Annotated in this window: 22 protein-coding genes; 11 read left to right on the top strand and 11 right to left on the bottom strand. The window is 70.2% G+C overall.

The genetic code is table 11. From position 1 onward, the window contains the following. The first annotated feature begins 7 nt into the window (after positions 1–7). Positions 8–250 carry a hypothetical protein gene (locus ACWD26_RS40620; RefSeq protein ID WP_451278211.1) on the top strand — a complete coding sequence of 81 codons (243 nt, stop codon included), beginning with the start codon at positions 8–10 and terminating at the stop codon, positions 248–250. A 315-nt stretch (positions 251–565) separates the two neighbouring features. Here the strand turns inward: ACWD26_RS40620 and ACWD26_RS40615 are convergent, their stop codons facing one another. Further along, entirely contained in the window at positions 566–1,030 is a 465-nt protein-coding gene (locus ACWD26_RS40615) for an ATP-binding protein (RefSeq protein ID WP_451278209.1), read from the bottom strand. A 162-nt stretch (positions 1,031–1,192) separates the two neighbouring features. Between ACWD26_RS40615 and ACWD26_RS40610 the strand changes: the two genes are divergently transcribed. Next, positions 1,193–2,044, top strand: coding sequence for a helix-turn-helix domain-containing protein (locus tag ACWD26_RS40610; RefSeq protein WP_451278208.1), 852 nt, complete (start codon positions 1,193–1,195; stop codon positions 2,042–2,044). Between the two features lie 11 nt (positions 2,045–2,055). Further along, complete coding sequence (locus tag ACWD26_RS40605) at positions 2,056–2,253, top strand: hypothetical protein (protein WP_451278206.1); 198 nt, start codon at positions 2,056–2,058, stop codon at positions 2,251–2,253. Positions 2,254–2,271: 18 nt separating this feature from the next. Here ACWD26_RS40605 and ACWD26_RS40600 read toward each other — a convergent pair whose 3' ends face one another. Then, positions 2,272–2,847, bottom strand: a complete 576-nt coding sequence (locus ACWD26_RS40600) for a hypothetical protein (RefSeq protein ID WP_451278204.1) — start codon at positions 2,845–2,847, stop codon at positions 2,272–2,274. A gap of 136 nt (positions 2,848–2,983) precedes the next feature. Here ACWD26_RS40600 and ACWD26_RS40595 point away from each other — a divergent pair, with 136 nt between their 5' ends. Then, positions 2,984–3,493 carry a SigE family RNA polymerase sigma factor gene (locus ACWD26_RS40595; RefSeq protein WP_451278202.1) on the top strand — a complete coding sequence of 170 codons (510 nt, stop codon included), beginning with the start codon at positions 2,984–2,986 and terminating at the stop codon, positions 3,491–3,493. Positions 3,494–3,548: 55 nt separating this feature from the next. After that, complete coding sequence (locus ACWD26_RS40590) at positions 3,549–4,853, top strand: hypothetical protein (protein WP_451278200.1); 1,305 nt, start codon at positions 3,549–3,551, stop codon at positions 4,851–4,853. Between the two features lie 25 nt (positions 4,854–4,878). Here the strand turns inward: ACWD26_RS40590 and ACWD26_RS40585 are convergent, their stop codons facing one another. Further along, a complete protein-coding gene (locus tag ACWD26_RS40585) occupies positions 4,879–6,207 on the bottom strand; it encodes an Nramp family divalent metal transporter (protein WP_451278198.1) in 1,329 nt (442 codons plus the stop codon). A gap of 526 nt (positions 6,208–6,733) precedes the next feature. Beyond that, complete coding sequence (locus ACWD26_RS40580; protein ID WP_451278219.1) at positions 6,734–7,141, bottom strand: ATP-binding protein; 408 nt, start codon at positions 7,139–7,141, stop codon at positions 6,734–6,736. Between the two features lie 454 nt (positions 7,142–7,595). Between ACWD26_RS40580 and ACWD26_RS40575 the strand changes: the two genes are divergently transcribed. Beyond that, complete coding sequence (locus ACWD26_RS40575; RefSeq protein ID WP_451278196.1) at positions 7,596–8,972, top strand: M14 family metallopeptidase; 1,377 nt, start codon at positions 7,596–7,598, stop codon at positions 8,970–8,972. Positions 8,973–9,065: 93 nt separating this feature from the next. Here ACWD26_RS40575 and ACWD26_RS40570 read toward each other — a convergent pair whose 3' ends face one another. The 5 genes from ACWD26_RS40570 to ACWD26_RS40550 form a co-directional block, all read right to left on the bottom strand. After that, positions 9,066–9,755, bottom strand: a complete 690-nt coding sequence (locus tag ACWD26_RS40570; protein WP_451278194.1) for a hypothetical protein — start codon at positions 9,753–9,755, stop codon at positions 9,066–9,068. Between the two features lie 77 nt (positions 9,756–9,832). Then, positions 9,833–11,284, bottom strand: a complete 1,452-nt coding sequence (locus tag ACWD26_RS40565) for a GntP family permease (RefSeq protein ID WP_451278192.1) — start codon at positions 11,282–11,284, stop codon at positions 9,833–9,835. A gap of 194 nt (positions 11,285–11,478) precedes the next feature. Next, entirely contained in the window at positions 11,479–11,889 is a 411-nt protein-coding gene (locus ACWD26_RS40560; RefSeq protein WP_451278190.1) for a RidA family protein, read from the bottom strand. 16 nt (positions 11,890–11,905) lie between these two features. Continuing rightward, a complete protein-coding gene (locus ACWD26_RS40555; RefSeq protein WP_451278188.1) occupies positions 11,906–12,667 on the bottom strand; it encodes an IclR family transcriptional regulator in 762 nt (253 codons plus the stop codon). Further along, positions 12,664–13,917, bottom strand: a complete 1,254-nt coding sequence (locus ACWD26_RS40550; RefSeq protein ID WP_451278186.1) for a sugar kinase — start codon at positions 13,915–13,917, stop codon at positions 12,664–12,666. The genes ACWD26_RS40555 and ACWD26_RS40550 overlap by 4 nt, the downstream gene beginning before the upstream one ends. A gap of 148 nt (positions 13,918–14,065) precedes the next feature. Between ACWD26_RS40550 and ACWD26_RS40545 the strand changes: the two genes are divergently transcribed. Continuing rightward, on the top strand, positions 14,066–15,346 hold the full coding sequence (locus ACWD26_RS40545; RefSeq protein ID WP_451278184.1) for an alanine racemase: 1,281 nt from the start codon (positions 14,066–14,068) through the stop codon (positions 15,344–15,346). Between the two features lie 162 nt (positions 15,347–15,508). After that, a complete protein-coding gene (locus ACWD26_RS40540; RefSeq protein WP_451278182.1) occupies positions 15,509–17,128 on the top strand; it encodes an N-acyl-D-amino-acid deacylase family protein in 1,620 nt (539 codons plus the stop codon). Positions 17,129–17,233: 105 nt separating this feature from the next. On the opposite strand, the gene ACWD26_RS40535 is transcribed toward ACWD26_RS40540, so the two are convergent. Continuing rightward, positions 17,234–18,145, bottom strand: coding sequence for a trypsin-like serine peptidase (locus ACWD26_RS40535; protein WP_451278180.1), 912 nt, complete (start codon positions 18,143–18,145; stop codon positions 17,234–17,236). Positions 18,146–18,296: 151 nt separating this feature from the next. Continuing rightward, complete coding sequence (locus tag ACWD26_RS40530) at positions 18,297–19,040, bottom strand: hypothetical protein (RefSeq protein WP_451278178.1); 744 nt, start codon at positions 19,038–19,040, stop codon at positions 18,297–18,299. Positions 19,041–19,264: 224 nt separating this feature from the next. On the opposite strand from ACWD26_RS40530, the gene ACWD26_RS40525 reads away from it, so the two are divergent. The 3 genes from ACWD26_RS40525 to ACWD26_RS40515 all read left to right on the top strand — a co-directional run bounded on the left by ACWD26_RS40525 (position 19,265) and on the right by ACWD26_RS40515 (position 22,317). Further along, positions 19,265–20,476: a pyridoxal phosphate-dependent aminotransferase gene (locus tag ACWD26_RS40525; protein ID WP_451278176.1), complete on the top strand. Its 1,212-nt coding sequence runs from the start codon at positions 19,265–19,267 to the stop codon at positions 20,474–20,476. Between the two features lie 90 nt (positions 20,477–20,566). Continuing rightward, entirely contained in the window at positions 20,567–20,986 is a 420-nt protein-coding gene (locus ACWD26_RS40520; protein WP_451278174.1) for an SCO4983 family protein, read from the top strand. A 257-nt stretch (positions 20,987–21,243) separates the two neighbouring features. After that, entirely contained in the window at positions 21,244–22,317 is a 1,074-nt protein-coding gene (locus ACWD26_RS40515) for a substrate-binding domain-containing protein (protein WP_451278172.1), read from the top strand. The last annotated feature ends 18 nt before the right edge of the window (positions 22,318–22,335 follow it).

Below are 22,335 nucleotides of genomic sequence, written 5' to 3'. Positions count from 1 at the left end.
TGAAACCATGAGGGGATTCATTCGCGCCGAGGCAGAAGTAGCAGTAAATCTCCCCGCTTCCGAGCTTGCCAGGAGAGCCAGCGTTGAACTGCCAGCGAGCACTGCCGGAGACATCCTCAAAAACATGGGTATTCATGTCCCTAGAGTGAAGTCCTATGAAGGCATCAGCGACGCACTAGAATTTGACATACCAAAGCTTTCCCCCGATCAGATAAAGCATTTCGTTGCGGAGGCCTACAAACATGGATGACACCCGAGCAGGGAAGCTACAGATCTACTCTGTAGAAGAGCGTGAAGCTGCAGCCGCTGTCTGCATTGTCCGATGCGTAGGAGGTGTCGCACGAACAGGCCAGACATTCACTATCGAAACCGCACCAGATACCGTCCAACCCTCATCACACATGACCCTTGACTGGATTAACCGATACGAACGGCTAGTGGAGTTCGTTAGTCCGCCGCACAGCGCCAAGGTTCGCCTTTCCGGACACGGAATCTCCATACTGGAGAGGGGGAGCATCATCTCCTCCACCACTACTCAAGAGCCACGGTGAAGGAATGATCGGAGTTATACGCCGGTGGCCGTCGACAGCTCGAACCAGACCACCTTCCAACCGCGTCTACGGAAGTCTCCGGTGACGGGGTAGCGGCCCCAGACGTCCGCCAGTGCGTCGACGAGGAACAGGCCTCGGCCGAATTCCTGGTCGGCGGTGGAGGGGAGCGGGTCGGGGAGTTCCGGGTGGTTGTCCAGGACGGCGACATGGATGCGGTCGGGGCGGGTGCGGAGGGTGACGGTGATGAGGCCGTCGGAGTGCTTCACCGAGTTGGAGAGCAGTTCCGAGGTCAGCAGTTCCGCCGTGTCGGCGAGGGCCTGGGGGCAGGCGTGGCCGAGGAGTGCCGCGCGGATCGTGTGACGGGCGATGCGGGGGGTGCGGGGGTCGTTGGGGAGGTCCAGGCGGCATTCATAGGTGCGGGGTGCCTGCGAGGGCGAGTGCGCGGGCGGGACGGGGCAGGCCGAGGTCGCTTCGGGCATGAGGGTTCCCTTCGGGGAGCAACTGCCGAGGTTGGCTGACGCACTGCCAACTTAGCGAGGTGGTGGCTAATTTGGCCCCCCATAGTGAAATTTACGCCCGTTCGTGGCTCGGTCGTACGCGTAAGCGGCAGACTGCACCTGACCGCACGCGGAGGGAACGACATGGCAGCGAGGACGTCGCCCACGGAACGCCAGAAGCGACTGGGGGCCGAGGTACGAAAGATGCGCACGTCAGCGGGGGTCTCGGCGGAGTACGCCGCCGGGCTGCTGGGCGTGGACCGGGGAAAGATCTCGCACATAGAGTCCGGAGTGCGGGCCATCAGCCCCGAGCGCGTGCGCACCCTCGCTTGTAACTGTGCCTGCCAGGACGAGCAATACGTCGAGGCCTTGGTCGAAATGGCACAGCCCGGACAGCGCGGCTGGTGGGACAAGTACCGCGGCGAGCTACCTCAAGGGCTTTTGGACATCGCCGAGTTGGAGGCGCACGCGGTACGGATGCGGGCGGCGTACTCCATGCACATCCCGGGACTGCTCCAGACCTCCGACCATGCCCTCGCCCTCTTCCGAGTCGTCATCCCGCAACTGCCCGAGCATGAGATCGCCCTGCGCCTCGCACACCGAGTGGAGCGGCAACACGTGCTGGACGGTGAAAATCCGACGCCGTTGACCGCCATCGTGCACGAGGCCGCGTTGCGTATGCGGTTCGGCGGACCCGGCGTGGCACGAGCGCAGCTTGAGCACCTGTTGAAGAGGTCCGAGCAGGACAACATCACGTTGTTGGTGATCCCGTTCGAGGCAGGTGCGTTCCCGGGGGCAGGGCAGACCGTTCTGTACGCGGAGGGGCCCGTTGCCTCGCTCGACACCGTGCAGATCGACAACTCTCACGGGCCTGATTTCCTTCATGCGGACAACCAGTTGGCGAAGTACCGTTCCCACCTGGACTGGATGGAGGGCATCGCCCTGTCGCCATCGGCATCGCGTGACTTCATCCGCGACATCGCCAACGGTTTCTGAGGAGACGCCCGATGCACGACACAACGATCAGCTGGGAAGAGCCCTTCTGCGGCGAGGGCAACTCTTGCTTCCGCCTCGGCACCGACCCCGTCGGCAACGCCTACATAGCCGTAGCCGGCGCCGAGGACACCTACCTCACCGACAGTCGCGAAGCGCTTCGTACGCTCATTCTCGACATCAAGGCCGGGAAGGTGGACCACCTGCTCTGAGATGCCGCGCGGCTGCCGCTAGCCCATCGGGCGGTAGTAGCCGAGCACCTGGGCCAGGTGGGCGAACCACTGGTGGAGGCGTTCGCGGGGCTTGGCCTCGACCGTGCACTCGTAGAAGCGGCCGTCCAGGTGGATCACGGCGACCATGAGCGCCTTGCCGTTGCCGCTCGCCTTGTAGTGGACGCTGCGGATCTCGGGCCAGGGGAAGTCGACGGAGACGCCGTGGTCCTCGAAGGCGACGCCGGTGTCGTCGACGACGACGGAGTTGTGGCGGTCGACGGCCAGGAACTCCGGGCCCTGGGCCGGGGCGGCGCCACCGGGCACTCCCGGGGCCGCCGCCTGTGGCTGGGGGGCGTACGGGTGCGGCGGCTGCGCGTATGGCTGGGCCGGCGGCCCGTACGGCTGCTGCGGCTGCGCGTACGGCTGCTGCGGCTGCGCGTACGGCTGCTGCGGCTGCTCGTACGGCTGGGGCGGTGGGCCCGTGGGCGGGCTCTGGGGCGCGTACGGCTGGGGCGGTGGGCCGAAGCCCTGGCCTCCCGGCGGTGTCCACGGTTGTGGTGGCGGCTGGTGGCCCTGCTGTTCAGGCTGGTCCATGGTGTGCGTTCCTCTGCCCCGTTGGTGTGACTCGTACCGCACCGTATCTCTCAGCCTCGCGTGAAACATTCCCCGGGTGCCACCGCATCAATGGAGTGAGAGGCGACAACGCGAGTCCGTTCAGGGGGAGCCACGCATGAGACCAGTCCGCGCGGACGGATACCAGGAGTTCGCGGCGGCGCGCGCGGGTCATCTGTACCGGTCCGCGTGTCTGCTCACCGGTGGGGACACCCATCTCGCTGAGGACCTGGTGCAGGAGACGCTCGGCCGGTTGTACGTGAAGTGGGGGCGGGTGCGGCGGGCGGACAACCCGGTCGGCTATGCGCAGACCGTGCTGACCAGGACGTTCCTCGCCCATCAGCGGCGGCGCAGCAGTAAGGAACGGGCCACGGACGTGATTCCGGACGTGCCCGCCGCGCCCGGCACCGACTCCTCCCTGCGGCTCACCCTCGTCGAGGCACTGGCCCAACTGCCGCCCAAGGACCGGGCCGTGGTCGTCCTGCGCTACTGGGAGGACCGGTCCGTCGAGGAGACCGCCGCGGCGATGAACGCCAGTTCGGCGGCGGTGCGGACGAGATGTGTCCGTGCCCTCGCCCGGCTGCGCGTCCTGCTCGGCGACGCCATCGGCGAGTACGCCACGCCCTGAGCGCCCCCGCACCCACCGACACCAGCACACCCACTCGCAGAAACGGCGGTTCGTCATGCCCCAGGAACAGCAGGAAGACCCCTTCGAGGGCAGGCTCGGCGACGCCCTGCGCCGGGTCGGCGGCGCCTTCGAGACCGATCACCACGCGCTGGTCGGCGGCGGAGCCGTACGCGGCCGTCGGCTGCTGTTCCGCCGACGGGCGGCGATGCTGGGCGGGGTCGCCGGGATCGCGCTCGTCGGGGTGGGCGGGGCGATGCTGCTGCCCGGGGGCGCCGACGGAGGCGGCAAGCATTCCGTGGCGGCGGAGCGGTCCACCGAGCCCGGCGTCAGGGACGACGACGGCGCGGTGCCCGGCACGGAACTCGTCCGCATGCTCAAGGAGATGCTGCCGGACGGGAAGATCAGCGGGGAGTCCGCTCGTGGCACGAGCGCGGACGGAGGGCCGTACGCCCAGGTCGTGTACGACGACGGCAAGGGCGGGGGGGCCGTACAGCTCGGGCTCGGGCGGATCGAGGCCGACAGCGAGCAGGCCCGGCAGCTGACCGACTGCCCGGACAAGACGTTCGTCGCGTACGACTCCTGCGAGGAGAGCACGCTGCCGGGCGGGGCGCGGCTGATGGTCTTCCAGGGCTACGAGTACCCGGACCGCCGGGTGGACACCAAGCACTGGTACGCGCAGCTGGTCGATCCGGCGGGGTACGAGGTCAGCGTCATGGAGTGGAACGCCGAGGCGCAGAAGGACGCGCCGGTCACCCGTGCCGAACCGCCGCTGCCCATAGCCCTCCTGAAGACGATCGTCAGGGATCCGGGCTGGCAGGCGGTCGTCGACGCCATCACGGAGAAGCCGGAGAACGGCAGCCCGCAGGAGGACCAGGGAGAGAAGGAGGAGTCGTCGACGGTTGCCCCCGGGGGCGGGTCAGTCGATGCCCCGGTCGTCGAGGGCGAGGCCATTCGGAAGACGCTCATCAGTCTCCTTCCCGAGGGCCTCGACGTCGTCACCCAGGACAGCCAGGTGTCGGACTTCGCGTATGTCGTCCTCGACGACGGCAAGGGGCGGAGCCTGGTGCAGATCAATGTGCAGCCGGGGATGGGGGACCTCGCGGGCTCGCTGTTCGGCGCCGACGCCGAGACCCTGCCGGACGGTACGAAGGTCGCCTCGCAGCAGGGTCCCGGGGAGAAGGGCGGCGAGGGGGTCGTCATGTGGACCGTGGACACGCTCCGCACGGACGGGCTGCGTGTCGTGATCAGCGCCTTCAACTCCGGCGCCCAGCACACGGCCGCGACCCGCGAGACCCCCGCGCTCACCATGGCTCAGCTGAAGGAGATCGCCACCAGCGAGCGGTGGAGGACGCTCGACTAGCAACTGCTGCTCCGCCCCGCCCTGGTCAGAAGAAGTCCCCCCACGGCTGGTCCCAGATCTGCTTCACGGCCAGGACCAGGAAGAGCAGGCCCGCGATCGCCAGCATTCCGTTGCTGACCCATCCGTTGCGCCATTCGCGGGGTGTGCGGGAGGAGTTGAGGAGCCAGAGGAGGGTGGCGGCGAGGAAGGGGAGGAAGGCCGCGCCGAGGACGCCGTAGATGATGATCAGGCGGAACGGCTGGCCCTGGAAGAGCAGGACGATGGGCGGGAAGGTCAGCCAGAGCAGGTACGCGCGGAACGGCCAGGACCGCTCGTGCCGGCCGGAGGCGACCTCGCGGCCGGACGCGGCCGTCTCGCCCGTCGCCTCCCCCTTCCTGCGGAAGCGCTCCACGAAGTCCGCGAACATCAGGCTCACGCCGTGCCAGACGCCGATGAGGGAGGTGTACGAGGTGGCGAAGAAGCCGATCAGGAAGAACTTGGCGGTGGCCGTGCCGTACTCGTCGGCCAGGATGTCGCCGAGCTGGATCAGGCCCTTGTCGCCGCTGGCGATGGCGATGTTGGCGGAGTGCAGCAGCTCGGCGCCGACGAAGAGCATGGCGATCACGAAGATGCCGGTGGTGATGTACGCGACCCGGTTGTCCAGGCGCATGATCTTCATCCAGCCGGTGTTCGTCCAGCCCTTGGCGTTGACCCAGTAGCCGTACGCGGCCAGCGTGATCGTGCCGCCGACGCCGCCGATCAGGCCGAGGGTGTTGAGGATCGAGTCCTTCTCGTCGGGGAGGACGGGGAGGAGGCCGGCGAAGGCGTCGGCGAGGTTGGGGGTGACGCGGATCGCCAGGTAGACCGTCACCACGAACATGACGCCCACGAGGACCGTCATGACCTTCTCGAAGACCTCGTACTTGTTGAACCAGACGAAGACCAGGCCGCTCAGGCCACACAGGACGGCCCACCACTTGAGGTCCATGACGTCGGGGAACAGCGCCTGCAGGGGCAGGGCGCTGGAGGACATCGCCGCCGCGCCGTACACGAAGCCCCAGATCACGACGTACACGACGAAGAACCACGTCGTCCAGCGGCCGAGGCTGGCCCAGCCGTCGAAGAGGGTGCGGCCGGTGGAGAGGTGCCAGCGGCCCGCCGCCTCGGCGAGGGAGATCTTGACGAGACAGCCGATGACGGCCGCCCACAGCAGGGTGTAGCCGAAGTTGCTGCCCGCGATCAGGGTCGCGACGAGGTCGCCGGCGCCGACGCCGGTCGCGGCGACGACGATGCCGGGGCCGATGTACTTCCAACTGGACTTACGAGGGGCCGAAGTCGCTTCCCCGGCAGCTGTGTTGTCCGTGGTGTCAGCCATGCCGATCAAGAAAGCGCAAAGCGGGGCCGGACACAAGAGGGCGTGCGGTGAAGGAAACCGGCGGTGATCTTGATGGTTCCGGGGGGGGCGGCCGACCCGGTGGCGCCCTTGGCGGTCGGCGGCGGGGCGGGCGGTCGGAGACGGGGCGGGCCCGGCGGGGTGGTCGGGAACCGGGCGGGCCCGGCGCTCGGGGACCAGGCGCGCCTGGCGTGGCGGTGGTGAACGGGCGGGCCCGGCGGGCTGGGACGGGGCCGCGGGCCTGGCAGTCAGACAGGCCGGCCCCGACGGCTGGGGGCGGAGCGGCCCTGCGGTCAGGGACAAGGCGGCCCCGACGGCTGGGATGAGGACGGGCCCGACGTGGCAGTCGGGAACCGGGCGGGCCCGGCGTGCGGTCGGAGCGGGGCGGGCCTGGTGGTCAGGGACGGGGTGGCCCCGGCGGCTGGTTCTGCCGTCGGGGCCCTGGGCGGGGCGGGTCGCGGCGGCGGTGCCGCCGGAGCAGTTCGAAGCCGCCGAACCCAGCGGAGCGCTACTGCTGTCGCCGACCACAGCCGTCGGACCCGCACGTGCCGAGTTCGAACCACACGGTCTTGCCCGGCCCGTCCTGGTGGCAGCCCCAGCGCCCGGCGAGCGCGTCCACCAGGAACATCCCTCTGCCGCTCTCCGATATCCCCGTGGTCCGGCGCACCCGGGGCGGGCGGCCGTCCGTGTCCGAGACCTCGCAGCGCAGTACGCCGTGCGAAGCCGACAAAGTCAGCTTCAAGCGGCTCTCCGCGTGCACCAGCGCGTTGGTGACCAGTTCGCTCACCAGCAGCTCGGCCGTCTCGGTCTGGTCGAGAAGTCCCCATCCCTCCAACTGCCTGCGCACCTGCGCGCGGGCCTCCGCGGCGGCGGTGGGACGGGGCTCGTACTCGACGCTCAAGTGGCCCGCGCCCATGGGTGGTTGGGGGTACGAGGCGAAATGGGGGCCGGAATCCGGAAGGAGTCCCCCGGAGAGTTGCAGCATGACTCCAGCGTTGCCGCCGCGCGAAGGCGGCACACGGGGAGGAATACCTGTTTCCGGTCGTGCATATACCTGTTTCCCGCCCAGTTACGTCCGCAATTGCGGGTGTACGCGACTGATGGGCGTGTACGCGGTCGTGTACGGCTTACGCATGCCGTGAACCTCCGGCCGGTTCCCGCCCGTTCCGGCCATGCGCAGTCCGCGTCCGCCACAGTCACTCTTGACCTGGTCATGCCAGAGCCGCACCATGAGCGCCACACCCGCACCAGGGCCTGCCGAGCACCCCACGGTCATCGGCCAGGCCCGAGGCACGTCGCAAGGATCCACCCCCCGCTCCACTCCCCACCTTCCGGAGACCCCGGAATCCCTGGAGAAAATAGGAGACTTCATGCGACTCCGCATACGCGGCAGGGCGGCGACGCCCGGCGGCACCGGCAGGAGATCAGGCCGCCGCACCGCCGCCCTCGCCACCCTGCTGGCGCTCGCCCTCGCCGCCCCGGTCGCCGCGACCACGACGGACGCCACGGCGACCAGCGGCGAGCGGCCCAAGGCCTCGGCGGACGACATCCGCCAGTACGAGGTCCACATGCACTCGGACAGCAAGTCCCGCACGGCGCTGCAGCGGGCCGGCGTGACCGTCGACGACGCCGACGACCACACGGTGTTCATCTCCGGCCGCGCCGATCAGATCAAGAAGCTGAAGCAGCAGGGCTACGAGGTCACACCGCTCGGCGCGGTGCCGGACCGGTCGAACGGCGAGGACGACGTACGGCTCTTCGACTTCCCGTCCGCCGACTCCCGCTACCACAACTACGCGGAGATGACGAACGAGATCAACTCCGTCGTCTCGGCGAACAGTTCGATCGTCAGCCAGCGCGTCATCGGCACCTCGTACCAGGGCCGGAACATCGTCGCCATCAAGATCAGCGACAACGTCGGCACGGACGAGGCCGAGCCCGAGGTGCTGTTCACCCACCACCAGCACGCCCGCGAGCACCTCACCGTCGAGATGGCGCTCTACCTGCTCAACGAGCTGACCTCCGACTACGGGACCGACTCCCGGGTCACCAACATGGTGAACAACCGCGAGATCTGGATCATCCCGGACCTCAACCCGGACGGCGGCGAGTACGACGTCGCCACCGGCTCGTACCGCTCGTGGCGCAAGAACCGCCAGCCCAACAGCGGTTCGTCGGCCGTCGGCACGGACATGAACCGCAACTGGAACTACCGCTGGGGCTGCTGCGGCGGTTCGTCGGGCTCACCGTCCTCCGAGACGTACCGGGGTACGGCCGCCGAGTCGGCGCCCGAGGTGAAGGTCGTCGCCAACTTCGTGCGCAGCCGGGTCGTCGGCGGGGTCCAGCAGATCAAGACCGGCATCGACTTCCACACGTACAGCGAGCTGGTGCTGTGGCCGTTCGGGTACACGACCGCCGACACGACGACCGGGATGACGGCGGACGACCGCAACGCGTTCGCGACGGTCGGCGGGAAGATGGCCGCGAGCAACGGGTACACGCCCGAGCAGTCCAGCGATCTCTACATCACGGACGGGTCGATCGACGACTGGCTGTGGGGCAGCCAGAAGATCTTCGGGTACACGTTCGAGATGTATCCGTCGTCGGCCGGGGGTGGCGGGTTCTACCCGCCCGACGAGGTCATCGCCCGGGAGACCGCGCGGAACCGGGACGCGGTGTTGCAGTTGCTGGAGAACTCGGACTGCATGTACCGGTCCATCGGCAAGGAAGCGCAGTACTGCGCGTGAGGCTGCGCCGCTTGAGCCGGTGAGTGCTCAAGGGCTTCTGTGAGTGGGGAACTGCGCGTCCGATGTGGCTGGTCGCGCAGTTCCCCGCGCCCCTTAGGGGGCGCTGTCCTCGGCCTCTTTGTCGTCGGCGCCGTCGTCGGAACGGTCGTCGGAGCCGTCGTCGAAGTAGGCGTCCAGGACCTCGTCGATCTGCTTCTCCCACTCGGCGTGCTCGGACTTGGCCTTGGCCTCGATCTCGAGGAAGTACCAGCGGCGGTCGGGGGTGTGGACCGTGATGGTGAAACGCTTGCCGAAGCGGGGGGACTCCGTCTCGATCGCGCCGATCTCGTCCCAGCGGAACTCGCACTCCTGGTCGTCCAGGCGCAGTTGTACGCCACGGCTGTCGGCGACGATCTTCGCGCGGCGGTCGGAGGCCTCGAAGACGGGGCCGTCCGCGGTCGTCCCCTCCGCGTCCTCGCCGTCGGAGTCCGCGTCTGTCTCGCCGTCGGCCCCGGGCTTCGCCTCGTCTTCGGCCCCGGCCCCGGTGTCCGCGTCGGCCGAGGTCTTCTCGACGGACGTCTTCGACGCCTTCTCGGCCGCGGTCGGCTCGTCCTGGTCCGGGGCAGCCTCGTCCGGCTCCTCGGTCTCCGCCGGTTCGACGGACTCCGTCGGCTTGATGTCCTCCGGCTCCTCCTGCTTCTCCTTCTTCACGGACACCGGGGCCGTGAGTCCGGGGATGTGCGACGGGTCGACCGCGGCGGCGGCGGCCAGGGGCTGGTTGTTCGAACCGATGCGCTGCTCCACAGCGGGCAGTATGGTCGACGACCCTGTGCCGGGGACAGTCGGGCCAGGCATATGTCCGTATCTGGGTTTCACAACGGTCAGACGAACACGCTCAATACCGCCGCTACCGCGAAGCCCGCCACCGACAGCACCGTCTCCAGGACGGTCCATGTCTTGAGGGTGTCGCGTTCGCTGATGCCGAAGTACTTGGCGACGATCCAGAAGCCGCCGTCGTTGACGTGCGAGGCGAAGATCGAGCCCGCGGAGATGGCCATGATGACGAGGGCGACGAAGGCCTGGGAGTGGTCGCCCTCGGCGAGGAGCGGGGCCACGATGCCGGCCGTGGTGACGATCGCGACCGTCGCCGAGCCCTGGGCGACCCGGAGGACGACCGAGAGCAGGTAGGAGAGGACGACCACCGGCAGGCCCACGTCGTTGAACGTGTCCGAGAGGGCCTGGGCCACTCCGCTCGCCTTCAGTACGGCGCCGAAGACACCGCCCGCGCCGACCACCAGCAGGATGTTGCCGACCGGCTTGAGGGAGGAGGTGGAGACCGTCTCCAGCGACTTGCGGGACCAGCCGCGGCGGATGCCGAGCAGGTAGTACGCGAGCAGCAGGGCGATGGTCAGGGCGACGAAGGGGTTGCCGAAGAACTCGATCACCGAGCGGAGCGTGGAGGGGTCCAGGGCGATCGAGGAGAAGGTCGCGGCGAGGATGAGGATGAGGGGCGTACCGATGATCAGGAAGACCGTGGTGAGCGGGACCGGGCTCTCCTGCGGGGCCACGCCCGCCGCCCGCTGTTCGTCGATGACGGCCTGACGGGACTCCTCGGCCGCCTCGACCATGTCCTGCGGTACGGGGACGAAGATACGGCGGCCGATCCAGGCGGAGAACGCCCAGGCGGCCAGTACGGCCGGGATGCCGCAGACGACGCCCATGAGGATCACCCAGCCGAGGTCCACGTGCAGGAGCGCGGCGGCCGCCACCGGGCCCGGGTGCGGGGGCAGGAAGGCGTGGGTCATCGACAGGCCGGCGAGGAGCGGGAGGCAGTAGAGGAGGATCGACTTGCCGGAGCGTTTGGCGGCGGCGTAGACGATCGGGGCGAGCACGAAGATGCCGACGTCGAAGAAGACCGGGATGCCGAAGATCAGGCCCGTCAGGCCCATCGCGAGCGGGGCTCGCTTCTCGCCGAAGAGGTTCAGGAGGCGGGAGGCCAACACCTCGGCGCCGCCGCTGACTTCGAGGATCGCGCCGAGCATCGTGCCCAGGCCGATGATGATCGCGACGTGGCCGAGGATGCCGCCCATGCCGGACTCGATGGTCGAGACGGCGTCGCTTCGCTGGACCGTGCCGAAGAGTTCGGTGACCGAGAGGCCCGCGGCGAGGCCGACGGCTATGGAGACGGCGAGGAGGGCGACGAAGGGTTGGAGTCTGGTTCTGATGATGAGGAAGAGGAGGAGGGCTATGCCGAGGGCGGCGACGGTGAGGAGGCCGGCGGTGCCGTCGATGAGGAGGAGCAGGCCGCCGGTGTGTGGGGGTGTTTCGGGCATGGGGGTCCTCTGGGTGGGGGGCCTCTGGGTGGGGGCATGGCTGGGGTTTTCGGGCAGGGGGGAGCGCCGTGCGGGGTGCGGGGGTTGTGGGGGGGTGGTGCTGATGGCTGCCCGGGCGCGGGTTGTGTGGGGTTGCTCGCGCAGTTCCCCGCGCCCCTACAGGGCCTGCGGCCCTTCGAGCGCGGGGGCGGGACTCAGGCGTCCAGGACCGCCAGTGCGTCGATCTCGATCAGGAGGCCCGCCGGGAGGCCGACGTAGACCGTCGTGCGGGCGGCCGGGGCCGCGGTGAGGTGGGTCTCGAAGTACTCGTTGTAGATCGCGTTCATCTCGGCGAAGTGGTCCACGTCGGTGAGGTAGACGCGGATCATCATCACGTCGTCCCAGGTGGCGCCGCCCTCCTCCAGGATCGCCTTGACGTTGGCGAGGGTCTGGAGGGTCTGTTCGCGGAGGGTGGGGCCTGCGGGGGTCGGGGGCTGGCCCTCGACGGCGGGGAGGAAGCCGACCTGGCCCGCGACCTGGAGGATGTTGCCCTTCTTCACACCGTGCGAGAACTTCGCGGGCGGGGCGGTGTGGGTCTTCGGGGTGAGGGCGATCTTGTCGGTCATAGGGGGTCCTTGTCCGTCATACGGGGTCTGACGTGGGGGTTCTTCCGGAGTACTCGCCGCTGATCGCGTCCGCGGTGCGGCGGACCAGCGGGAGCAGGGTGAGGAGTTCGTCGGCGGTGACGACGACGTTGGGCGCGGAGACCGACATCGCGGCGACGACCCGGCCGTCGGCGCCGCGGATGGGCGCGGCGACGCAGTTGATGGACTCCTCGTGGCCGCCGAGGTCGGTGGCCCAGCCCTGTTCGCGGACCCGCGCCAGCTCCTTGAGGAAGGCGGGGGCGTTGGGGGTCGAACGGGGCGTGTACAGGGGGTAGTCGAGCTTCTCCGCGACGGCGCGGCGCTCGGCTTCGGGGAGGTCGGCGAGGCAGAGCTTGGCGACGGCGGCGACCGTGATGGCGACCGGCTTGCCGATCCGGGAGTACATGCGGACCGGGTAGCGGCTCTCCACCTTGTCGATGTAGAGGACCTCGTTCTCCTCGTAGACGGCGAGGTGGACGGTGTGGCCGCACTGTTCGTTGAGGCGTACGAGGTGGGGGTGGGCGATCTCACGGATGTCCAGGTTCTCCACGGCCTCCTGGGCGAGGGCGAAGAGGCGGGCGCCGAGGCGGTAGCGCTGGTCGGACTGGCGGTAGACGAGTCCGTGTTCGTGGAGGGTGCGCAGGAGGCGCAGGGCCGTGGACTTGTGGACGCCCAGGCGGTCGGCGACCTGGCCGAGGTCGGCGGGGCCCTCGGCGAGCAGCGGCAGGATGCTCAGCGCGCGGTCGACGGTCTGGCTCATGGGGTGCGTACCTCCTCGGGGGCCTGATCGGCTTGCGTCCAGCCGGGGCCGAGTCGAAGTCTCCCCCACGTGTCGTCGTCCAGGGCCGCCAGGCGGTCGGCGTGGTCGCGGAGCGGTGGGACGGCGAGGTCGCCGGGAACGGTGAGGGCGGCGGCTGCCATGAGGTGGCCGTGGCGGAGGCGGTCGCGGGCGGGGAGGGCGCGGAGGGTGGCGGAGAGGAAGCCGGCGGCGAAGGCGTCGCCGGCGCCGACCGCTGCCGTGACACGGACCGTGGGGGCGGGCACGAAGGTGGTCGTGTCCGTGGGCGGCCGGGTGCGCGCCGTCGTGGGGGCGGGCGCGATGGGGGTGGGATCGGGGGCGTGCCGGGGAGGCTCCGTCCTCGGTCCGGCGGGCGCCTTCGCGTCGGGATGTGACCGGTGGTGGACGCCGGCCGCTGCGGCCGCCCACCCCCCGGCATGCTCCCTTCCGTCCGTACTCGGCTGATCCACCGGTGGGGGCGTGCGTTCGAACAGGGTGGCTCCGTGCGCTCCCTGTTTCACCACCAGGGTTCCCGGCTCCGGCAACAGCGTCCGGATCGCCGTCGGGCCGCCTGTGACACCCCAGGCCTCGGCCGCCTCGTCCTCGCCCACGAACACGATGTCGGCGCTCCGTGCAAGGTCCAGCAGGGTCCGCGGGCCGTCGTCGGTCCGCCACAGGGCCGGTCGGTGGTTGACGTCGAAGGAGACGAGGGGGGCGTCGGCGCGGCCGGGGTCGGTCAGGGCGCGCATCAGGGCGCGGCACTCGGGGGAGAGCGCGGCGGTGATTCCGGAGAGGTGCAGCACCCGGCCCGCGCGCACCGCGTCCAGGTCCACGTTCCCGGCCGTCATCGCGGAGGCGGCCGAGCCCGCGCGGTAGTACGCCACCTCGTGGGCGTCGGTGGCCCGGTCCCCCGCCGTCCGGAAGTACACGCCCGTGGGACGTTCCGGATCGCGCCGTACGGACGTCACGTCGACGCCGTAGGAGCCGATCTCCTCGATCAGGTGATCGCCGAAGCCGTCGGCCCCGACCCGGCTGACCCAGCGCACCGCGTGGCCGGCGGCGGCCAGTACGCAGGCCACGTTGGACTCGGCGCCGCCGATGGCGCGGTCGAAGGAGGGGACGTCGGCGAGGCGGCCTGGGCGCGTGGGCAGGAACGTGACCATGGACTCGCCGAGCGCGACGACGTCCACGACGTCGGGGGCGGCGGGGCAACGGAGTCCGTCGGCGGTCACGATGGTGGGGGCTCCTCGTCGGCTCTGCGGGCTGGGTTCCGTGGGGGCGGCACCGTTGACCCGGTGCTGGCTGGGATGTTAGACAGCTGTAAGCGGCATACGCAATGAACGTTGCAGAGAGTGCAACGCACCTCGCCAGGGAGGCTCCATGAGTGTCGTGAGTGTCGAAGCGCTCGCCCGTCTTGCCGCCGAGCGCGTCGACCACCGCTTCAAGGGCCTCCCGCCGGACGCCGACGGACTGACGGTGGCCGAGCTGGCCGCGCAGGGCCGGAACCTGTTCACCGGCGGTTTCACCACTCCCGTGCTCGCCCTGTCCGCCGAGCGCCTGGAGCACAACCTGGCGCTGATGGAGACCTACTCCGCCCGCCACGGCCTCGCCTTCGCCCCGCACGGCAAGACGTCCATGGCGCCGCAGCTGTTCTGGCGCCAGATCGAGCGCGGCGCGTGGGGCATCACCCTCGCCGTCCCCCATCAGGTGCGCGTGGCACGGGAGTTCGAGATCGAGCGGATCTTCCTCGCCAACGAGGTCGTCGACCCCGCCGCCCTGCGCTGGATCGCCGCCGAGCTGGCGGCCGACCCGTCGTTCCGCTTCGTCTGCTACGTCGACTCCATGCGCGGGGTCGAGCTGATGGACGCGGCGCTACGGGGTTCCGCGCGCCCGGTGGACGTCGTCGTGGAGCTGGGCGCGGGCGAGGGCGCGCGCACCGGTGTCCGTACGGAGGCGGAGTGCGCGGCCGTCGCGGACGCGGTGGCCGGGGCCGCGACGCTGCGGCTGGCGGGGGTCGCCGGGTACGAGGGCGAGGTGCCGGACGCCGACCCCGAGCGGGTGCGGGCGTGGCTGCGCCGGCTCACCGCCCTGGCCGTCGACTTCGACAAGGCGGGGCGGTTCGCGGGGCTGGACGAGGTGATCGTCAGCGCTGGCGGCAGCGCGTGGTTCGACGCGGTGGCCGACGTCTTCGCCGAGCTGCCCGAACTGTCCGTGCCCGTACTGAAGTTGCTGCGGTCCGGCGCGTACGTCTCGCACGACGCCGGGCACTACCGCCGCGTGACCCCCTTCAACCGCGTCCCCGAGGAGGGCACCCTGGAGCCCGCCTTCCGGCTCTGGGCCCAGATCGTCTCCCGCCCCTCCCCCGAGCAGGCCTTCGCCAACGCGGGCAAGCGCGACGCCGCGTACGACCTCGACCTGCCCGCCGCCGAGGTCGTACGGGACGCCGCCACGGGCGCGGTCCGCGACGCCGGCGGGATCACGGTGACGGGGCTCTCCGACCAGCACGCGTGGCTGCGCACGGCGGCCGGGGCCGCGCTGGAGGTCGGCGACTGGGTGGGGCTGGGGCTGTCGCATCCGTGCACGTCGTTCGACAAGTGGAAGCTGATCCCGGTGGCGGAGGCGGACGGGACGGTCGTGGACTACGTCCGCACCTTCTTCTGAGGCGAAGGGCGGGCGCCGGCCGCGCGCCTCGACGGGCCGCGGGCCCGCAAGGGGCGCAGGGGACTGCGCGAGCGGCCACGGCGGACCCGCGGCCGCGAAGCCTCCTCAGCCGCCCCTCCCCGTAGGCACGCTCCAACGGCCCCCACCGGAAGGTGAAACGCGATGGACCTGGTCTTCCGTGACGCCGAGGTCGTCGACGGCTCCGGCGCTCCCTCCTACCGCGCCGACGTGGTCGTGGCGGACGGCAGGATCACGTCGATCGTCAAGGAGGCCGCCGCGGCGGGGTGCCAGCGGCCGAGGGCCCGGCGGGAGCTGGACGCCGAGGGCCTGGTCCTGGCCCCCGGCTTCATCGACATGCACGCCCACAGCGATCTCGCGCTCCTGCGGGACCCCGAGCACACCGCGAAGGCGGCGCAGGGGGTGACCCTGGAGGTCATCGGCCAGGACGGCCTGTCGTACGCGCCGGTCGACGACCGCACCCTCGAAGAGGTCCGCCGAGCGATCACCGGCTGGAACGGCTACGGCGAGGACATCGACTTCACCTGGCGCTCGGTCGGCGAGTACCTGGACCGCCTCGACCACGGCTTCGACGGCGAGGGGATCGCCGTGAACGCCGCGTACCTCGTCCCGCAGGGCACCGTCCGGATGCTCGCGATGGGCTGGGAGGACCGGGAGGCGACGCCTCAAGAGCTGGACTGTATGCGGGAGTTGGTGGCGGCCGGACTGCGGGAGGGTGCGGTCGGGATGTCGTCGGGGCTGACCTACACCCCCGGCATGTACGCCAAGGACGCCGAACTCACCGAACTGTGCCGGGTGGTGGCGTCGTACGGCGGCTACTACTGCCCGCACCACCGGTCGTACGGGGCGGGCGCGCTCCAGGCGTACGAGGAGATGGTCGCGCTGACGCGGGAGGCCGGGTGCGCGCTCCATCTGGCCCACGCCACGATGAACTTCGGTGTGAACAAGGGGCGGGCTCCCGAACTGCTCGCCCTCCTCGACGAGGCGCTCGCGACCGGCGCGGACATCACGCTCGACACCTACCCCTACACCCCCGGCTGCACGACGCTCGTGGCGATGCTGCCGAGCTGGGCGAGCGAGGGCGGCCCGGAGGCGATCCTCGCGCGGCTGAAGGACGAGGACACCGCCGAACGCATCCGCCGCCACATGGAGGTCGTGGGCGCCGACGGCTGCCACGGCGTGCCCATCGAGTGGGACACCATCGAGATCTCGGGCGTCACCGACCCGGCCCTGTCGTCGTACGTGGGCCGGACGATCGCGCGGTCGGCGCGGGCGCACGGCGAGGAGCCGTGGGTCACCGCCCGCCGACTGCTCGTCGGGGACCGGCTCGGTTCGACGATCCTCCAGCACGTGGGCCACGAGGAGAACGTCCGCACGATCATGCGCCACCGCGTCCACACCGGCGGCTCCGACGGCATCCTGCGCGGCGACAAGCCGCATCCGCGCGCGTACGGGACGTTCCCCCACTATCTCGGCCGGTACGTGAGGGAGTTGGGCGTCCTCTCCCTGGAGGAGTGCGTCGCCCACCTCACCTCACGCCCCGCCGCGCGGCTCCGCCTCGCGGACCGGGGACTCGTCCGCGAGGGGTACCGCGCCGACCTCGTCCTCCTCGACCCGGCGACCGTGGCCGCCGGGTCGACGTACGAGGCACCTCGCACCCTGCCCACCGGCATCCCGTACGTCCTCGTCGACGGCCGTTTCGTCATCGAGGACGGCCGCCGGACGGACGTACTGGCGGGCCGGACGATCCGGCGGAGCGCCTGACCCGCGCCCCTCAGGGGCGCGGGGAACTGCGCGAGAAGCCCCACCGGCCCGCGGACGGAGAACCGCCTGAGGGCCCCGGTGGTCTCGACGGCTCCGAGCGGAGCGCTACGGCTTCGGGAGTACGCAGCCGCTGCGAGTGAGGTCGAGCTTGTTGTCCACGCCGAAGCAGGCCGGGACGTGCCAGGTCTGCTGGGCGTAGTTGATGCCCTGGCGAACGGTCACGGTGCCGTTCGCGTCGACCTCGCAGGGGTTGTTGACGGTGCAGCGCTCGCCGCTCTCGTTGCCCGTGTTGTTGACGCCGACGACCTTGCCGGTGGCGTCGTTGAGCACCGGGGATCCCGAGGTGCCGCCGATGGTGTTGCAGGCGGAGGTGTAACGGATGGAGTCCTTCCAGGTCCAGTCACCCTCCTTGAGGCGGTAGGCGAAGCCGTCGACACCGCAGCTGTAGATCCGCTTCCAGTACCCGGAGACGACGCTGATGGCGGTGCCGGCGGCCGGGCGGGTGGTGTCGTAGACGAGCGCGTCGATGCCGTACGCGCTCTTGATCTGCGCGTACGTGGTGGTGAGCTGGTACACCGCCATGTCCGTGTCGGTCATCGTGCCGTACGCGATCTTGCTGGCACGCAGGGTGCCGACGCGGGTGCCGGCGGAGTTCAGCAGGCCGAAGGTGCGGGTGGAGGCCCGGTCGACGATGACCTGTCCGGGGGTCGGGAAGCCGGTCTCCAGACAGTGGCCGTTGGTCATCACCAGCGCCGGGTCGTTGTCCTCGGAGGCGGGCATGCGGACGACCGAGCCGGAGCAGTTGCTGAGCGAGACGGTGCCGGCGAAGTTGACGGCCTGGACCGCCGGGGCCGGGGCCGCGAGGTCGGCCACGGCCTTGTCGGCCGTCTCGACGACACTTCCGACCACCTGCTTCACCGGTGCGTCCGTCGTCGTCACGGGCGCCGCGACCGCCGGTGCCGCGCCCGCCCCGGTGACCACCAGGGCGAACAGCGAGGCAACGAGAGGCTTTCTCATGTGGGGGTCCCCTCTTGCTACATGGGTGACAGAAGATCTTCCGGCCACCGCAGTTTGTCATGCGCATTGTGAAGCTCATGTGGGGGACGAGCAAGGAGTTGGTTCCGGCCGCGTGATCTTCGGCCAACGCGATCTCCGGCCAAGGGGTGGGCTACTTGGGGCCCTTCGTCGCTCCCTGGCCACGGCCTTGGTTGCCGTTGGCGTTGCCGTGGGGCGAGGTGGTCGTGGCGGAGGGGGAGGCGGACGGGGTCGTGGGGTCCGGGGTGGGGGACGTGGGGTCGGAGGGCTCGGGGGTGGTGGCGTCGGGGGACGGCGTCGCGGAGGTGTCGGACAAGCCGCCCGGGGGCGCCGTGGCCGCCGCGTCGGAGGACCCGCCCGCCGAAGGGGAGACCTCTTGCGCGTCACCGGAGCGGGCGTCGGCCGGAGCCGACCCGACGGGCGCCGGGGCGCCGGGGTCCTCCTTGTCCTCGTCCTTGCCCGAGGGGCCGAGCCCGGCCAGCACCGCCACCGCCGCCCCCACGAGCACCGCCGCGCCGAGACCGCCCGCGATCAAGGCGCCGCGCCTCCGGGCCCGACGCCGGCCGAGCGTGACCCGCCGCCCGTCCGTGGGCCGCGCCCGCCGCCCGGCAGCGTCCAGGGCCTCGGGGGCGACGGGGCGGTCCTCCGCCTTCGGGTCACCTGGCTCCCGGGGGTGATCCAGAACGAACTCGTCCAGTCGCACCGTGTCGTCGTAGGCGTTCTGCCAGCCGTGGGCGGCGGCCGGGTCCCTGAAGGCCTCGTAGGCGGGGGTGGAGCGGGGGTCACCGACGGGGTGGTACACGTTCGGCTGATCGTGGAGATCGGCATCGCTCCGGTCCGGCCCGTGCGCCCTGTCCACGCCGCCCACCCCGTTCATGTCGTTCCGCCGCCTTCGTGTCGTGCGCCGTGCGGCCGCACAAGCCGTACAACCTGTGTCATGTGGTCGACGGCCATGGGGTGGGGGGTGGCCTGGACCTGCTCGCGGATTGTAGAGAGGAGGGGGCCGGGAGGACAGCGGCGGGGCATTTCGGGGTATAGCGGCCGTCTCACGTGGTGGAAAACACGGCCCGGAACCCGTTACCGGGCCGTAAGCTCGCGGACATGCAGGTGATCCAGTCGACCAAGCTCGCCAACGTCTGTTACGAGATCCGGGGCCCGGTGCTCGAGGAGGCGATGCGGCTAGAGGCGGCAGGGCATCGCATCCTCAAGCTGAACACGGGCAATCCGGCGGCGTTCGGCTTCGAGTGCCCGCCCGAGATCCTGGAGGACATCCTCCGCAACGTGTCGTCGGCCCACGGGTACGGCGACGCGAAGGGGCTTCTGGCCGCGCGCCGCGCGGTCGTCATGCACAACCAGACCATCGGCATCGAGACGGACGTCGAGCACGTCTTCATCGGCAACGGCGTCTCCGAGCTGATCGTGATGGCGATGCAGGGTCTGCTCGACGACGGCGACGAGGTCCTCGTACCGTCCCCGGACTATCCGCTGTGGACGGCCGCGGTGTCGCTGTCCGGCGGTACGGCGGTCCACTACCGCTGCGACGAGCAGTCCGACTGGATGCCGGACCTCGCGGACGTCGAGCGGAAGGTCACCGACCGCACCAAGGCCATCGTCATCATCAACCCGAACAACCCGACGGGCGCGGTGTACGACGAGGCGATGCTGCGCGGCCTGACGGACATCGCGCGCCGCCACAACCTCCTCGTCTGCTCGGACGAGATCTACGACAAGATCCTCTACGACGGCGCCACGCACACCCCGACCGCCGCGATCGCCCCCGACCTGCTGACCCTCACGTTCAACGGCATGTCGAAGGCGTACCGGGTCGCCGGGTACCGGGTCGGCTGGGTGGCGATCTCCGGGCCGCGCGCGCACGCCGACTCCTACATCGAGGGCCTGACGATCCTCGCGAACATGCGGCTGTGCGCGAACATGCCGGGGCAGCACGGGGTGGTCGCCGCGCTCAGCGGACGCCAGACGATCAACGACCTGGTGCTGCCGGGCGGGCGCCTGAAGGAGCAGCGGGACGTCGCGTACGAGCTGCTCACGCAGATCCCGGGCGTCTCGTGCGTGAAGCCGAAGGGGGCGCTGTATCTGTTCCCGCGCCTCGACCCGAACGTCTTCAAGATCAAGGACGACCGCCGGATGGTCCTCGACCTGCTCCGGCAGGAGAAGATCATGGTCGTCCAGGGCACGGGCTTCAACTGGGCCGAGCCCGACCACTTCCGGGTCGTGACCCTGCCGACGGTGGGTGACCTGCGGTCCGCGATCACCCGGATCGGGAACTTCCTGGACGGGTACGGGCAGGCCTGACGCGGATACGGCGACCAGACTTTCGGACCTCACTCAACTTTAGACGAAATCTAAGGTAGGCTGGTCGTCCGAGAGCTTGGAGGCCATCCCATGTACGAGCCGATCCGCACCAAGTCGGTCCACACGATGGCCGGCACCACCTCCTCCGACTTCCCTCACCGTTCGCGTGAGGAAGAGCTGGACATCCAGCTCGCGGGTCATCTGGCGGCGCTGCTGGCGGCGACCGACGAGCTCCGCGCGCTGGACCCTTCCGACGACCTCGACGTGGCCGCGGAGCGGGTGGCCGCGCAGGTCGCCCGTTTGCGGGGCGGGCGTCCGCCGGTTCGCTCCGCTTCGACCGCCGCCGGAAACCGTGAGGTCGGCGAGCTGCACCGGCGCGCCCATGCCCTCGCGGGGCGGGCCCTCGTCGTGGCCGCGTCACGGGCGGACACGGCGTCCGCGATCCTTGCGGCGGAGCGGATGGACGCGCATGCCGCCGGGGCGCTGCAGCGTGAGCTGGCGTCTCGTTGAGGTTGGGCACGGTCACGAGGGGCTGTGCCCCTTCGGCCCCCTGAGCGCCTTTCAGCTTGGGGGGTTCGGTTGTTCCAGCGGGTGCGGGTGGTATGTGGTTGCTCGCGCAGTTCCCCGCGCCCCTTGAAAGACACGACCCCGCGGACGACACACGCACCCCCGGCGGCAGCCCCCCGTTGCGTTCCGGGACCACCAGTTCACCGGCGGTTCACGCGCGGCGGCGAGGAACGTTGGGTTCCGGGAGCACGCTCCTCGATGTGAGACGAATAGCGGGAATCGTCCTCGCGGTACTGCTGATCGGCGGCGTGGTGGCAGCCGTCGTGGCGGGCCGGCAAACCGAGGACACGAGCACGGCAACGAAGACCGTGCGAGGCGTGATCGGGTCGGAGAAGGCGGAGTTCTTCGCCGACCCGGAGGTGGTGAAGGCCCTGGCCGCCAAGGGCTACACCGTGAAGACGGAGACGTCGGGATCCTGGGCCATGGACGGCCTGGATCTGAAGGGGTACGACTTCGCCTTTCCGTCCAGCAAGGCACCCGCCGACGAGCTGGCGAAGAAGTACGACGTACGCGAGCCGTTGCCGCGCCCCTTCTACTCCCCGCTCGTCGTGGTCGCCCACCGGGGCGCCGCCGACGTGCTGCGGCAGAACGGGCTCGCCACGGTCGAAGGCGGCCGGGGTGTCCTCGGCATGGCGGCCTATCTGAAGGCCGCCGAGGGCAGTCGGACCTGGCAGGACCTCAAGGGGGCGCAGAAGTACGGCGAGTTGATGGGGCTGCTCTACATCGCCACCACCGACCCGACCTCCTCCAACTCCGGGGCGCTCTACCTCGCCGCCGCCTCCAACGTCGCCAACGGCGGGCGGGTGGTCGCGAGCGAGAAGGAACTGGACAGGACCGCGCCTCTCCTGCGCGAGCTGATCAGTGTCCAGGGCGCCCAGCAGCCCAGCACCGACGCGGCGTTCCGCGACTTCGTCAGCGGGGTCGGCAATCCGCTCGTGCTCGTCTACGAGTCGCAGGTCGCCGCGCTGCTCGCCGAGGGCCAGAGCGTCGACGACCTGGTCGTCCTCTACCCGGACACCACTGTCTTCAGCGACCACACCGTCGTACCGGTCACGGATGAAGGGCGCGCGCTCGGTGAACTCCTGGGCACCGACCCGGAGTTGCGCGAGCTTGCCGCCCGGCACGGGTTCCGGCCGCAGGGGGCGGCCACCGAGTTCACGGCGGCCACCGCCGACCACACCACCTATCTGATGCAGAAGCTGACCGTCCGGCAGGCGCCCGTGCCCACCTCCGAGGTGCTGCACGAGATGGCGCGCCGGGCCAGGGGCCAGTAGGACGACGGGGGAACGACA

This window comes from Streptomyces sp. NPDC002787 (genome assembly GCF_053592095.1).
Note: the sequence above shows the minus strand (reverse complement) of the source record. Positions and strands in the feature narration are given on the sequence as shown.

Coding starts and splice junctions, on each gene's coding strand:
- ACWD26_RS40585 (WP_451278198.1), bottom strand. CDS start 6,207: ATGGCTGACACCACGGACAACACAGCTGCCGGGGAAGCGACTTCGGCC.
- ACWD26_RS40590 (WP_451278200.1), top strand. CDS start 3,549: ATGCCCCAGGAACAGCAGGAAGACCCCTTCGAGGGCAGGCTCGGCGAC.
- ACWD26_RS40535 (WP_451278180.1), bottom strand. CDS start 18,145: ATGAGAAAGCCTCTCGTTGCCTCGCTGTTCGCCCTGGTGGTCACCGGG.
- ACWD26_RS40560 (WP_451278190.1), bottom strand. CDS start 11,889: ATGACCGACAAGATCGCCCTCACCCCGAAGACCCACACCGCCCCGCCC.
- ACWD26_RS40565 (WP_451278192.1), bottom strand. CDS start 11,284: ATGCCCGAAACACCCCCACACACCGGCGGCCTGCTCCTCCTCATCGAC.
- ACWD26_RS40610 (WP_451278208.1), top strand. CDS start 1,193: ATGGCAGCGAGGACGTCGCCCACGGAACGCCAGAAGCGACTGGGGGCC.
- ACWD26_RS40620 (WP_451278211.1), top strand. CDS start 8: ATGAGGGGATTCATTCGCGCCGAGGCAGAAGTAGCAGTAAATCTCCCC.
- ACWD26_RS40580 (WP_451278219.1), bottom strand. CDS start 7,141: ATGGGCGCGGGCCACTTGAGCGTCGAGTACGAGCCCCGTCCCACCGCC.
- ACWD26_RS40545 (WP_451278184.1), top strand. CDS start 14,066: ATGAGTGTCGTGAGTGTCGAAGCGCTCGCCCGTCTTGCCGCCGAGCGC.
- ACWD26_RS40600 (WP_451278204.1), bottom strand. CDS start 2,847: ATGGACCAGCCTGAACAGCAGGGCCACCAGCCGCCACCACAACCGTGG.
- ACWD26_RS40595 (WP_451278202.1), top strand. CDS start 2,984: ATGAGACCAGTCCGCGCGGACGGATACCAGGAGTTCGCGGCGGCGCGC.
- ACWD26_RS40615 (WP_451278209.1), bottom strand. CDS start 1,030: ATGCCCGAAGCGACCTCGGCCTGCCCCGTCCCGCCCGCGCACTCGCCC.
- ACWD26_RS40530 (WP_451278178.1), bottom strand. CDS start 19,040: ATGAACGGGGTGGGCGGCGTGGACAGGGCGCACGGGCCGGACCGGAGC.
- ACWD26_RS40575 (WP_451278196.1), top strand. CDS start 7,596: ATGCGACTCCGCATACGCGGCAGGGCGGCGACGCCCGGCGGCACCGGC.
- ACWD26_RS40555 (WP_451278188.1), bottom strand. CDS start 12,667: ATGAGCCAGACCGTCGACCGCGCGCTGAGCATCCTGCCGCTGCTCGCC.
- ACWD26_RS40605 (WP_451278206.1), top strand. CDS start 2,056: ATGCACGACACAACGATCAGCTGGGAAGAGCCCTTCTGCGGCGAGGGC.
- ACWD26_RS40520 (WP_451278174.1), top strand. CDS start 20,567: ATGTACGAGCCGATCCGCACCAAGTCGGTCCACACGATGGCCGGCACC.
- ACWD26_RS40525 (WP_451278176.1), top strand. CDS start 19,265: ATGCAGGTGATCCAGTCGACCAAGCTCGCCAACGTCTGTTACGAGATC.
- ACWD26_RS40540 (WP_451278182.1), top strand. CDS start 15,509: ATGGACCTGGTCTTCCGTGACGCCGAGGTCGTCGACGGCTCCGGCGCT.